The following is a 14,282-nucleotide window of genomic DNA, read 5'->3' as shown; positions in this document are numbered from 1 at the left end:
AGATCTTTGGATTTAATTAAGTGTAGATTTAAATTTTGAGGTCATTTTAATAATTGATTCAAGTTCTTTTAGTAGATCGTTTAGTTCTTGATTATTTATAAATTTCAAATCAAATGCAATTAATAATTGTGTTTCGATTTCATATGCAGAGCCAAGGGTAATTTGAAGAAATCTCGAGAAATCTTTATTCGAACTTCTTGAAGAGCCTTCTGCAATATTAGAAGGTATAGACACAGAAGCTCTTCTTAATTGGTTGGTGAGTCCAAATTTTTCAGAATCAGGGAACTTAGAAGTGATTTCGTAAATTGAAGTGCAAAATAACCTGCTTTTTTTCCAAATTTCTAAATCTTTAAATCGATGCATTGTCTTTGAATTATTAATGAATAAGTAATTTCCTAATATTTAATTTTTTGGTAATAACCTCAATTTAATAAACTTATCTAACAATCTAACAATCTAACAATCTAACAATCTAACAATCTAACAATCTAACAATCTAACAATCTAACAATCTAACAATCCAACAATCCAGTTTAATATTGCTCTTCATCATTCGGAAAGTCTTCAGACTTTACATCAGTGACATACTGACCTATAGCATTAGTCATTTCTTCATAAAGATTCATATAACGACGTAAAAAACGTGGGTTAAATTCGTGCGTCATACCAAGCATATCATGTAATACTAAAACCTGACCGTCAACACCAGCACCAGCTCCAATACCAATGACTGGAATAGATACACTTTCGGCAACTTCTTTTGCTAATGCTGCAGGTATTTTTTCTAATACAATTCCAAAACAACCCGCTTTTTCTAGCATTAAAGCATCTTCTTTTAATTGCTGAGCTTCTTGTTCTTCTTTAGCTCTTACCGTATAGGTTCCGAATTTATATATAGATTGAGGAGTTAATCCTAAATGTCCCATTACTGGTATACCTGCATTTAAAATACGCTTTATAGATTCTTTTACTTCTTTTCCGCCTTCCATCTTCACAGCATGCCCACCTGATTCTTTCATTATTCTAATGGCAGAACGCAACGCTTCTTTAGGATCACTTTGGTAACTACCAAAAGGTAAATCAACCACCACCAAAGAGCGTTCAATTGCTCTAACGACAGAAGAGGCATGGTAAATCATTTGATCTAATGTGATTGGTAACGTGGTTTCATGTCCGGCCATAACATTACTGGCAGAATCACCAACTAAAATAACATCAATACCAGCTCCATCAACAATTTTAGCCATGGTGTAATCATAAGCAGTAAGCATTGATATTTTTTCACCTTTAGACTTCATATCGACTAAAGTCTTAACCGTGATTCTTTTGTATTCTTTTTTTGCTGTTGACATTGTGTTTATATTAGTTGATGTAAAAGTAAAGAGATTTGCTAAAATAATTATCAATCTAGGACACAAATACTGCCAAATCTGTAATTAGTTGCAAACTAGACATGGTAAATATTTGGGCCACCTGTAAATTTTAGTCTTATGTAAAAATAAGTCATTGTGGTATTATTCTTTTCCGCTATTGCAGATTGTAGACCATTGGGGAATTATGTATTTGAAAGATACTAGGATATTAACAAAGGTTGAAAACAGTAACACTATAGATCTTCCCGTTTTTGAAAACGATGTTATAGCCGCCATAATCATTGAAAATAGTATAGGTGTGAAGATCTTGTATGCTAGTGCGTATATACTTAGAATATAATTTTATGAATTCAGTTTCAATTATGGTATGGTCTATAATAGAGTTTTCGTTCATAATAAAAACGCTGTTTTCATCTAAAATAATATCGACAATTTCTGCCAAGTTTTCTTCAGGATTAACAGATAATGTCATGTTTTTATAATGGTAAAATGTAGAACTATAATACACTCCGCATTCATCACTTATGTTTTCCATTTTAATAGGTTGTCCGTAAGTGTCAATAACAGTATTTAAGTCTGCCATTTGCTTGTTAATTTGTACTCCTTTTATTTTGAAACTGGCATCTTCTATAAAGCTGGTAACCATTTCAGATGGTAATGGGTGTTCTAAACCATCAGCTAAAGTCAAATACATTTGTGTAGACTTTATCAACGCTGTATTATTTGTATCTGTGGCGACATCTAGTAAAACAAGATAAGCAGATTTTAGATAAGTGTAGCCGCTATTCCAAGCTAACTCAACTAACCGTTCGGCAATCTTAAGTCGCTCATTAGTATTGCTTTTTTCTATACTAGCGTAAGACAAAGCTAAAGCATCATAACTAGGACGTTCATTAAGATATTTTCTTTGAATGTAGCGGTTATCAGAGATATTTACCCATGCATCTTTTTCAACAGGTATATACTTTACTCGCACAGGTTCTCCCATAGTTAAAATGGTTCGAATTTCTCCTGATAAATTTGGTTCACCTCGCGCTCTTAAAGAGGCCACAGTCACAAATAAATGATGTCCACCGTAATAGTTGTCACCATTTAAAATGGGATTGTCACTATCTTCTACAATATTTTGATTTGAATTGTACTTAACTGAAAGGTATTTTGATTGCACATAACCTGTGTTGTCATTATCTGCTTTTACAAAAACCCAATCACTTGTTTGTGTAGAAAGGACTTCAACGCGTGCATTGACTTTAAAATATCCCTTGAAGCCATCATTCGTAGTCGCTTCATTGTAAAGGCGTGTATCAGCGTTTATATATTTGTGATTTTGCGCCTGAATCACCATTGAAACAAAAAGAAATATAAAAAGCATTTTTAACCTCATGAGTCTAACAGTCTGTAAGATTCACACCAACAGCTAATCCACCTTCAGAGGTTTCTTTATATTTAGAGCTCATGTCTTTTGCGGTTTCCCACATAGTTTGTACTACTTTATCAAGTGGAACTTTTACATTTTTAGGATCTGTTTCTAAAGCTAGTTCTGCCGCATTAATAGCTTTGATTGCTCCCATAGAATTACGTTCAATACATGGTATTTGAACTAAGCCACCAATAGGGTCACAAGTTAGTCCTAAATGATGCTCCATCGCTATTTCTGCCGCAACTAAAACTTGTTCTGGTGTGCCTCCTAATAATTCAGTTAAGGCACCGGCTGCCATTGCAGACGACACTCCAATTTCTGCTTGGCAGCCTCCCATTGCTGCACTGATAGTGGCGTTCTTTTTAAAGATACTACCAATTTCACTGGCAACTAATAAGAATCTTTTAATGTGTTCAAAGTCGGCATCGTGATTTTCAATCACCAAATAATACATTAATACAGATGGAATAACACCTGCACTTCCGTTTGTTGGTGCAGTAACTACACGTCCCAAAGAGGCATTAACTTCGTTAACCGCTAAAGCAAAACAACTGACCCATTTTAAAATCTGGCGGAATTTAACTTCCGTTTTTCTAATAGTCTCGAGCCATTCTTGTGGGTTTTCATAAGTATTATCTCCTATAATATTTTTGTGCATGTCAAAAGCACGTCGTCTTACGTTTAATCCACCAGGTAAATTACCTTCGGTATGGCAACCTGTGTACATGCATTCTAGCATGGTATTCCAAATTCGTTTTAATTCAAAATCAATAGAAGCTTCATCTCTTATGGATTTTTCATTTTCTAAAACCACACCAGAAATAGGTAATTGTAATTGGTCACAAAACTTAAGTAACTCTTCTCCGTAGGCAATAGGATAAGGAAATGTGCAATAGAAGATTATTTTATTAGCTTTAGATACTTTTCGTTCTTCTTGTACCACAAATCCACCACCAATAGAGTAGTAGGTCGATTTATAATTTCTACCGTTAATTAGTGCTGTAAAAATCATTCCGTTGGAATGAAATGGTAACGATTTTCGGTTAAAAACGATATTAGTTTTAAAATCGAAAGGAATCGCTCTTTCATTATTAAAGTTTAAAACCTGATTTGTCTTAACATCGGTAATAATTGTATCGATATCCTCTATAGGCATACGTTCAGGGTCCGCACCAGTTAAGCCTAAAATTACAGCAAAATCTGTGGCATGTCCTTTTCCGGTTAAGGATAAAGAACCGTAAAGATCTATGGTGATTTTTTCAACCTTATCAAAACGATTTTTTGCTTTTAGTTCTTTTATCCAACGTTCTGCTGCTCGCCAAGGTCCTAAAGTATGAGAACTCGATGGTCCTACACCAATTTTTAGCATGTCGAAAACTGAAATACACTCCATTAAATTACTATTAGTGTTAGCAACAAAGATACATTATACGCATGAAGAAAAAAGTAAAAAACAGCCTTTGCTATATCTTTATGAAAGCGATATTACATTTTTAGAATCTTTTTAGTAATGGTTTGTGAATTGGTTGTTAACGATAAATAATACAAGCCTGATTGTAAGTTGTTTAAACTTAGTTTTTCGTTGTTTTTTATAGATCCATTTAATAGGCGTTGACCATGGGTATTATAAATTTCAAATAAAACAGGATCAACTATAGAAGTGTTATATTGAATAGTAACATTATCGGAAAAAGGATTAGGATGAACATTTACTGAAATAGCATCAAAGAGAAAGTCTTGAGTATTTAAAGGGAGCGAAAATAAAGCGCATACGGCATCTATATCGGCACCAGGAGTTGTTCCTCCACAGGTTCCATCTGGAATATCTTTAATCTCAATGGCGTCAAATTTTAAACTACCTTGAGCGTATCCAACTAAGATATTATCTATATCAATGCCGTTAGTTGATCCTCCGATTTCACCAATTTCATAAAACCCATCCGAATCTTCGTCAGGAATACCTTGTTCAATAAGTTGTGTTTCAGTATAGCTATCTACTGGGCGTATTGCTAATTTAATAGGTTCTACATTAGGTCCTATTTCAAAAACCCAAACATCGATATCATCCGTACCCGAATTACTTAAAAGGTTATCAGTAAATCCGAGTTTAATGAAACCACCTTGTCCTAAAGCAACAAATGTTGGTGAATCTTCAAGGCTACCATCGTAATCACTAATTCCAAGTGAGCCATTTGGTTCTGGGTCTATAAATGTACAACCAGATTGATATTCAATCACCACATCGGCAAATGTGATACCATCAGTACATATTTCGCATGCATTATCTGAAAAATCCAGGCAATCGTCATCTGCACAATCAATTAATCCATCACCGTCATTATCGATTCCATCAGCACAAGCTATAGCATTATTTTCTTGAGCATAAGTCACACTTAAAAAGCATAAGCATATAAATGTTAAGACCAAATTTAAAGTAGTTTTGTTCATTTTTTTTAATGTATTGATTAATAGGGGTTTCAATATATATAATTAAATTAATAAAAAAAGTTATTTTTAACTTTTAATAGAAAAATTCTTGAAAATATATCATATACTATTGCGAATAATTTAAAAAATGACAAAAAAAAAGCTTGAAATTTATTTCAAGCTTTTTAAAATATTTATTTTAATATTCTATTCAATGTATTCCATTACGTCTTCATAATTTGTGATATCTAAATTACTACTATTTACAAAGTCAACTGGTAAAACAACAATTCTAAAGGTTTGGTTTAAAGTAGCAGCAGATGATAGATTATTGAAATCGAAGCTAGCAGGTGCGTCTATAAATAATCGAACTTCATCAAAGCTGTAATCATAATTATATTGAAATAATTCACCCGCATCTGTAAAAACAGTTTGAGGTATAAGTCTCCAAACATCATTACCTGTAACAGGATCTTGTTCCCAAAGCACATAAGTTAAAATCATGTCGGTGTCAAAAAGATCAATTGAGCTAGGAATAACAATATACTCTTCGTAGCTGTTTTCAGGCAGGAAATCAATTGTTCTTTCAAAGGATTGACCTACAAAGTTAACTCCATTTAATCCATCTTGTCCATCAAAACCAGGAGGGCCTTGGTCACCAGTACATGCGGTTAATAAAAAAGTAAGTGCAAATAATAAAGAGGCAATTTTTCTCATGATGATATAAATTTTAATTAATAACTAATGTATTGCTATTTATTATCAAACAGTGTGCCCTTTTTAGATATTATTAAGATTTTGCTTCTTAAAGAAAAATGAATTGAATTATTACAACGAAAAAAAGCACCTTCAATTGAAGGTGCTTTTATGGAAATAAATTAGCAGATTTATTTAATTAAAAGCTTAAAGCTTTCACCATTGTTTGTTTTCAATATATAGGTGCCAATATTTAAACTTGGTAGTTTAAAGTCCATTGTATTTTCCTTAGTCGCTATTTCACGGCCTTGTAAATCAAATAAAGACACTGAAACCGTTTGGTTAAAATAAACCGTTTGATTTGATTTTGAAGGATTAGGATATATTTTAAACGATTCAGACTGCAAAGTAAATTCATCTGTATTCAGGGTTGTAGTGTTAAGTGCATAGAAACTTAATGTAGAACTAACCTCATTAGCCATAATCACTAAACCAGTGTTAACTGGACTGTTTTCTGGAGTTACATATATTATACCTTCAGGACCTAAGTCACCACCTTCATCTTCACCTAAATCTCTATTGTTAATATACTTTTCAAACACAGGATTGTTTGGGTCTGTAATGTTATACGTCATAAAACCACCAACACGCTCTAGAGTGATGAATGCATACACCTGACCATCAATTTCCGTAATAGTGACACCTTCAGGCTCAGGACCTTTATTATCACTTCTGTTTTTAAAGTTGTTATTGCTATTACTTGCATTAAATAAACCTCCATAAGTTGGGTCGTTTGCTGTAATACGTTCAAAATCATCACCACTATCAAAAACTAAAGCTCCTGTTGCGGCATTCCAAACGCTAAAAGAGCGCGATCCTAAAACATGAATTTCGTCAATATCACCGTCATTGTCAGTATCTCCAGAAGCGTTAGTCGCTGTTAATCGTCCTAAGTTACTATCAAGTTTTAAAAATTCTGCGTTAGGAAAAACCGTTGGATCTAAATTTAAATCGCTCACACGTTCTTCTTCTTCAAATGTATCATATTCTCTGGCATCACCTTCATTGGCAGTTACTAAATAAGTAACTCCTCCTATTTCGTAAGACGCCATAGCATCTGGCATATACATTCCTTTTACTGGCCAATTGGCTAAGAAAATAAAGTCTGTATCATCAGAAGCATCTAATGTGTTTCCTGCTAAAGTATGATCTTTTAACCCTAAAGGCAAAATAGATGTTATAGTATTAGTTGTTAAGTCGATAACTCCAATAGCATTGTTTTCTTGAAGTGTTACATAAGCTGTTTGTGAATCACTTGAGAATGAAATATATTCTGGTTCTAAGTCTTGAGAAACGGAAGCATTTGGACCAAATATTCTAACACCTGCAGCTTGTAGTGTAGTTAATTGATTATCGAAGGTATTAAAGTTAATACTTGTAACGTTCGCTTGAGAAATGTTTCCTAAGCCCGATGTAACATCAATAACAGAAATACTACCTTCAGGATCTACAGAATAATCATCATTTGGTTGACCTTCGTTAGCTACTAAAAGTTTAGTGCCATCAGGAGTGAATCCAACCATATCAGGAAGATTTCCAGCAGTGACTGTCGATAAGATTGTGCCATTAATATCACAAAACACAACCACACCATCTTCTAAAGGCCCTTTTGAAATCCCAAGAGCGACGATATTATTCATATAGGCCACACTCGTTGGATCACCATAGGTAGATAAATCGATAGCACTGATTGTAGAAATGGCATTGATATCAGAGAAATCGATAATCTCTAATTTCTGAGCTATTGAATTTAAAACAAATAGACGTTCTGAAACAGGATCGTGAGCCACAATCTCTGCAGAACCAGCACCATCTACTAAATAACTAGATAAATAAGTAATATCTAAAAGATCAGTTGCTGCAGGTGTCGCCGTATCATTATCTATAATATAAACTCCTGTAGTTTCATGAGCACCTAAAGTACCATTAACAGGATTTGAAAGACTCAAAATAAAAAGTTCATCCATTTCTGCAATAGCATCATCTACAAGAGGAATTGTTATTGAAATTGCATCTGTAGAATTTGCAGGAAAGTCTATTGTTTGGTTTGTAAAAGTAAAATCATCAGTCTCTGTAGCTGTTAATAATTCGGTAACTAAACTAACATTTATCGAAACGATGTTAGCTGTAGATGCAGATAATTCTATTGAAACCTCAAGGCTAGTTCCATCTTCACTAATAACATAAGTGCTTTCGGCAAAACTAATCTGTGGAATCACATTAGTAATAGGATTATAAGTTCCTGGTGATGCATAAACATTGTCACCAAGAGAAGGACCAATTAAGTTAGTCGCTGGTAACCAGTTGGTACCTTCGTTAAAGTCGCCTTCAGGATTTAACAATTCTAAAGAAGGACCATCACCATCCGCAGTCGTTGGCCAAGGCGAATCATCGCTATATTCAACTTGAGATATTACAGTGCCTTCAGAATTTTTAATTTCTAATAATTCGCCACCATTACCTAAGGCATTAGAAATAGCTTGCGGCATATCCAAAAATGACACTCCGTAAAAGGCATCGGCAGTAGCTTTGTCAGTCGCTAATAAAACAATGCCTTCTGAAGCCAATGTCATTTCAGGGAATGTAAAAAAGAAATTACCTTCATCATTAACCGTTATGCCTCCTAAATCAATTGAAGTAGCACTATTATTATAGATTTCTAAAAACTCTAAAGCGTTAGAGTCATCAGAAGGAGCATTATACATGATTTCAGTAATAATTAAACCAGAGGTTAAGGAGTTGTAATAAAAATCGTCACTCACATAAGCAGTGGTTTGTGTATTGGCAAAGACATCTTCAAGATTGTTGATGTTAACGTTATAAGCTAAACCTTCATTTAAACCTGAATGTGTAAGAGTTGCTGTTAATGTAACATTGTCATAAACAATTGAATTCACATTAAGAGCAGGACTGAAAATATAATTAGCTATTGATTCTGCTGTAGCTTGTGTGACCTCTTCAGTAAATACAACTTTGGTTGTGGTTTGGTTAATTGAATAAACATTAGCAACACTTGGAGGGTTTGTATCTGTCGTTGAGATTACAAACGGAGTTGTGTCAAAAGGTAGATTAGCAGCTTCTTCAAAGTTATAGTTACTCATAGTATTTAAAGCAACGATATAGCCGTTAGCTGTATAGCCTGTTCTTGGTCCATTGTAAACAGCCAAAGTCGTTCCGTTAGCATACGTTAAAGCCGTAGAGCCTTCTGTAAGTCCAGTGCCAATTAAACCAGTGCCAGCACCATCATCATAGGCAGAAGATGAATTTGCAACAGCAGTAATAAATGTAGTAGGAGTGTCTATATCTGTACCTTGATATACAAATATAGCTTCTGATGATGCCGAAATTCCGCCAGGCGAACCAACAATAGTTCCATGTGATACGTTTGGTATGTCACTAATAGTGTAAAATGTAATAATTGATCCGGCTGTAATTACTTCTGTACCTGTATGCCATTCATAATTAGCTTCACCAGAATTAAATTCTGTTCCTGTCCATTCTTTGTCAGAAAAATAGATAATGCTATTTGCAGGTATGTCAACAAATGTCACCATTGCAAAATCATCGTCGTCATTGGCGTGAAAAGCAGTAAACGCCATATCACCAGTACTTAATTGAGCACTAGCGAAGCATGTGAAAAAGATAAATAATAATTGTAAAATGTGTTTCATAATTTTTGGTTGTTTTTAGTTCCTGTAAAGCTATCAACCATACGTATCCTTATTATATGCTTAGTATTATTAAAGAATGAAGAAATTTTTAATAAGGTTAAGTAGACGTATTCTAAGTGTTGTGTAGTTTATTATCTCTTAACAATTTCTTAAAGTGACATCATGTCATATTTTTTGTCATGGCATAATCATTGACTAATACATACCGAGATAGAAAATTAACACACTATAATTTCCGTGTATTTGTCTAATATTAGGTAGAAGCGGAAAACTATTAACAAATAAATATTATGAGTAAGATTATTGGAATTGATTTAGGTACAACAAACTCTTGTGTTTCTGTAATGGAAGGTAACGAGCCAGTTGTAATCCCGAACGCTGAAGGTAAAAGAACAACACCTTCGGTTATCGCTTTCGTAGAAGGTGGTGAAATTAAAGTTGGAGATCCAGCAAAAAGACAAGCAGTTACTAACCCAACAAAGACAGTTTATTCGATTAAACGTTTTATGGGTAACAAGTATTCTGAGTCTAAGAAAGAAGCAGAGCGTGTACCATATAAAGTGGTAAAAGGTGACAACGATACTCCAAGAGTAGATATCGATGGTCGTTTATACACGCCTCAAGAATTATCGGCAATGGTACTTCAAAAAATGAAGAAAACTGCTGAAGATTATTTAGGACAAGATGTAACTGAAGCTGTAATTACAGTACCAGCATATTTTAACGATGCACAACGTCAGGCTACAAAAGAAGCTGGTGAGATTGCAGGTCTTAAAGTTCGTAGAATTATAAACGAACCAACAGCTGCAGCATTGGCTTACGGAATGGACAAAAAAGGGACTGACCAAAAAATCGTAGTATTTGACTTTGGTGGAGGAACACATGATGTATCTATTCTAGAATTAGGTGATGGTGTATTTGAAGTATTATCTACAGATGGTGATACACATTTAGGTGGTGATGATGTTGATCAACGTATTATCGATTGGTTAGCTGAGGAGTTTATTGCTGATGAAAATATGGACTTACGTAAAGACCCAATGGCTTTACAACGTTTAAAAGAAGCAGCAGAAAAAGCGAAGATTGAATTATCATCTTCTGCACAAACTGAAATCAACTTGCCTTACGTTACAGCAACAGCTAGTGGACCAAAGCACTTGGTACGTACATTAACACGTTCTAAATTTGAGCAGTTAATTGACGATTTAATTAAACGTACAATAGAGCCTTGTCAAACAGCCCTAAAAGCAGCAGGTTTAACAAAATCTGATATTGACCAAGTTATTTTAGTTGGTGGTTCTACACGTATTCCTGCAGTTGTAAACGCAGTTGAAGCTTTCTTCGGAAAAGCTCCAAGTAAAGGTGTGAATCCTGATGAGGTTGTATCATTAGGTGCAGCAATTCAAGGTGGTGTTTTATCTGGTGATGTAAAAGATGTTCTTTTATTAGACGTTACACCATTATCATTAGGTATTGAAACTATGGGTAATGTAATGACGAAGTTGATTGAGTCTAACACAACGATTCCTACTAAGAAATCGCAAGTATTCTCAACAGCTGCAGACAATCAGCCATCAGTAGAGATTCACGTGTTACAAGGTGAGCGTCCAATGGCAGCAGATAACAAAACAATTGGTCGTTTCCACTTAGACGGAATTCCACCATCAAGACGAGGAACTCCTCAGATTGAAGTAACGTTTGATATTGATGCCAATGGTATCATTAAAGTATCTGCTACAGATAAAGCAACAAACAAAACTCAAGATATCAGAATTGAAGCATCATCTGGATTAACAGAAGAGGAAATTCAAAAGATGAAAGCTGATGCTGAAGCAAATGCTGAATCTGATGCGAAAGCAAAAGAAACTGCTGATAAATTGAATGAGGCCGATGCTATGATTTTTCAAACAGAAAGTCAGTTGAAAGAATTTGGTGATAAATTATCTGATGATAAAAAAGCGCCAATTGAGTCAGCTCTTGAAGAATTGAAAAAAGCATACGAAACAAAAGATATCGCAGTTATCACTCCAGCTTTAGATAAAATTAACGAAGTATGGAAAGTAGCAAGCGAAGAAATGTACAAAGCCCAAGCAGAAGGTCAAGGTGGAGCTGCTGGTCCTGAAGCAGGAGCAGAGCAACCAGCTGACGAGTCTAGCGATGTGGAAGATGTAGACTTCGAAGAAGTTAAGTAAGCAGAGAACCAACTTTTGCTTTTGCGAAAGTTATGTGAATCGCTTATGCCAACGAAGGTGGGCATCTCAGAGAACCAAAATATGCTTTTGGCGTATTTTGAGTGAATCGCTTATGCCAACGAAAGTGGGCATCTTAGAGAATCAATTCTGACTTTTTTGTCAGAAAGAAGCTAAATACTTCAATTAAATAATAAAAAACGCAATCATTAATTTGGTTGCGTTTTTTTGTTAATGTTTATAGTAAAAACGTCCCTAATCTAAAATTTAATTAACTTTACAGAAACCAAATCAAATTGAATTTAAGACGCTATATTTTTTGGACAATAGACCGACTTAAAGGAAGTTCTTTAAGAAAAAACTATCAGCACACAACATCTATCTTAGAAGCCAAGGATAAGAATTGGACTAAGACTGAAAACTCTAATCGTTTATTAGAATTGTTGAATCATGCTACTGAGACAACGTCATTTTATAGAGGTAGATCCTTTAAATCATTAGAAGATTTCCCGGTCGTTAATAAAAATATGATCCGAGATAATTTTGATGCTTTCTTTTCTGATAAGTACCAAAAACAGCAATGTAAAGTTGCTTCTACAAGCGGTTCAACAGGAGCACCATTTCAGCTTTATCAAAATAAAGAAAAGGTTCGTAAAATAAAGGCTGACATTCTTTATTTTTCTTCTTTATCAAACTATGAATTAGGAGAGTTTCTCGTCTTTATTAAAATTTGGCCTAAACTCTTACCTTTTAAATTAAAGCTGAATTTCTTTGCTAAGAATTTCAAACCTTGGAACATTTTAAATTTATCTGATGCCGCAATTGAAGAGTTAATCGCAACACTCAATAAGAAAAGGACGCCTATTAGTTTTTTAGGTTACCCCACTGCTTTTGAGAAAATTTGTAATTATATAGATGCTCTAGGAGAAAACCCTATTCAATTTAAAACCCGATCAATAATTACAATCTCAGAGCGTTTAAATTCTTATACAAGGCAGACTACAGAGACGTATTTTGGAGTTACACCATTATCTAGATATTCAAATAATGAAACAGGTATAATGGCTCAGCAATTGAGTGCGGAAGACACTAAATTTAGAATCAATGACTCTAGCTATGTCATGGAAATTCTAGCTTTAAATGAAGATAAGAAGTTACCCGATGGTGAATTAGGACGGATTGTTTTAACTGATTTATATAATTTGGCAACTCCTTTAATTCGATATGATACTGGTGATATTGGCATTATGGAACACGACAAAAACGGACGACCATTCTTCACTGAAATTTCAGGAAGGAAAGTAGATCAACTTTATAATACAAGTGGTGAGTTAATCTCATCACATTTATCGTTAAGGTTATTAGATTATGGGACTTTTAAGCAATTTCAATTGGTTCAAAAAAGTAAGACAGAGTATCATTTTAATCTAAACACAGTGAAGCGCATCGATGAAACGAAATTAATTTCGGATTATAAAGTGCATTTCGGGGAAGACGCTATTATAAAAATCAATTATGTAGATGAGATTCCGCTTTTAGCCTCAGGAAAAAGGAGAGAAGTTGTAAATGAGTATTATACCTAAATCAGCTCATTATTTTTTAAGGTTAATTTTCTTCAATAAGTTTAAGTTTCAAAATAGCCAACAAAAACTCTTGATGGACTCGTTCTAATCTTAATAATACAATTAAGTTTTTTTATCCTAAATATTTGGAGTTTGGTTTTCGATCTTTAATAGTATGAATAGGGGATCCAAAAGCTTTTTTTAAATCACCAATAGATTTAACAACTAACGATGCTGCACCAATAATGGTATGGTCTCCAACGGAAATGTTTTGTATAATAGTGGTTTTTAAGCAAATTGCAGAGCATAGTCCGATGTTTACATTACCTCCAATAGTAGCACCAGATGCTAAACTAGAAAAATCAGACATAACAGAATCATGCCCCAAAGAAGACATTGTATTTAAAATTGTAAACCGACCAATTTTTGCATTAGCATTTATTACAACACTTGGCATTACAACAGCTCCTTCTGAGATGACCACATCTCTAGCAATTATTGCACTTGGATGTACAATTGGAACAAACTCTAAATTTGATGTGATTTTGGAGATATTATTATAAGCCTTTTGCCTATTACTGTTATCTCCAACAGCGATGACTATACCTTGGATATTATGTTGTTCAATTAATGTAGGTAGCGTATCTAAATTACCAATAATTTTATATCCAAAAATGTCTTTATTTCTTGGCTTATATGAATCTAAAAAACCTATAATTTTGTGTTTGTTGTTTCTGTGAATAATATCGATAATCATCTTAGCATGGCCAGAAGCACCATATATTAAAATATTTTTCATTTTGTTATAAATAGATATTGATAAAAAAAATGATTTCTTTTAAACAAATTAACATGTTAATAATAGATTTGGTGACAATAATTCA

Annotated in this window: 10 protein-coding genes; 2 read left to right on the top strand and 8 right to left on the bottom strand. The window is 33.9% G+C overall.

Translation table 11 applies throughout. From position 1 onward, the window contains the following. Positions 1-12 precede the first annotated feature (12 nt). The 7 genes from BLT80_RS18035 to BLT80_RS18005 form a co-directional block, all read right to left on the bottom strand. Complete coding sequence (locus BLT80_RS18035) at positions 13-363, bottom strand: four helix bundle protein (protein ID WP_092470610.1); 351 nt, start codon at positions 361-363, stop codon at positions 13-15. A 170-nt stretch (positions 364-533) separates the two neighbouring features. Further along, positions 534-1,352 (bottom strand): 3-methyl-2-oxobutanoate hydroxymethyltransferase, encoded by an 819-nt coding sequence (gene panB / locus BLT80_RS18030; RefSeq protein ID WP_092470608.1) that lies wholly within the window; start codon positions 1,350-1,352, stop codon positions 534-536. A 229-nt stretch (positions 1,353-1,581) separates the two neighbouring features. Beyond that, the gene (locus tag BLT80_RS18025) at positions 1,582-2,745 is read right to left on the bottom strand and encodes an SH3 domain-containing protein (RefSeq protein WP_139181103.1); all 1,164 of its coding nucleotides are present in this window, start codon (positions 2,743-2,745) and stop codon (positions 1,582-1,584) included. 16 nt (positions 2,746-2,761) lie between these two features. Continuing rightward, on the bottom strand, positions 2,762-4,186 hold the full coding sequence (locus BLT80_RS18020) for an L-serine ammonia-lyase (protein ID WP_092470604.1): 1,425 nt from the start codon (positions 4,184-4,186) through the stop codon (positions 2,762-2,764). Positions 4,187-4,278: 92 nt separating this feature from the next. Beyond that, the gene (locus BLT80_RS18015) at positions 4,279-5,241 is read right to left on the bottom strand and encodes a T9SS type A sorting domain-containing protein (protein WP_092470602.1); all 963 of its coding nucleotides are present in this window, start codon (positions 5,239-5,241) and stop codon (positions 4,279-4,281) included. A gap of 186 nt (positions 5,242-5,427) precedes the next feature. Next, positions 5,428-5,937, bottom strand: a complete 510-nt coding sequence (locus BLT80_RS18010; protein WP_092470600.1) for a hypothetical protein — start codon at positions 5,935-5,937, stop codon at positions 5,428-5,430. Positions 5,938-6,107: 170 nt separating this feature from the next. After that, on the bottom strand, positions 6,108-9,647 hold the full coding sequence (locus tag BLT80_RS18005; RefSeq protein WP_092470598.1) for a choice-of-anchor I family protein: 3,540 nt from the start codon (positions 9,645-9,647) through the stop codon (positions 6,108-6,110). A 290-nt stretch (positions 9,648-9,937) separates the two neighbouring features. Here BLT80_RS18005 and dnaK point away from each other — a divergent pair, with 290 nt between their 5' ends. Further along, on the top strand, positions 9,938-11,839 hold the full coding sequence (dnaK, locus tag BLT80_RS18000; protein ID WP_092470596.1) for a molecular chaperone DnaK: 1,902 nt from the start codon (positions 9,938-9,940) through the stop codon (positions 11,837-11,839). A gap of 293 nt (positions 11,840-12,132) precedes the next feature. Further along, complete coding sequence (locus tag BLT80_RS17995) at positions 12,133-13,419, top strand: phenylacetate--CoA ligase family protein (protein WP_092470594.1); 1,287 nt, start codon at positions 12,133-12,135, stop codon at positions 13,417-13,419. Positions 13,420-13,531: 112 nt separating this feature from the next. Here the strand turns inward: BLT80_RS17995 and BLT80_RS17990 are convergent, their stop codons facing one another. Beyond that, positions 13,532-14,197 (bottom strand): acetyltransferase, encoded by a 666-nt coding sequence (locus BLT80_RS17990; RefSeq protein ID WP_092470592.1) that lies wholly within the window; start codon positions 14,195-14,197, stop codon positions 13,532-13,534. Positions 14,198-14,282 lie beyond the last annotated feature (85 nt).

The organism is Winogradskyella thalassocola, assembly GCF_900099995.1.
Classification (GTDB): domain Bacteria; phylum Bacteroidota; class Bacteroidia; order Flavobacteriales; family Flavobacteriaceae; genus Winogradskyella; species Winogradskyella thalassocola.
This window is presented reverse-complemented; position numbering and strand designations above follow the sequence as displayed.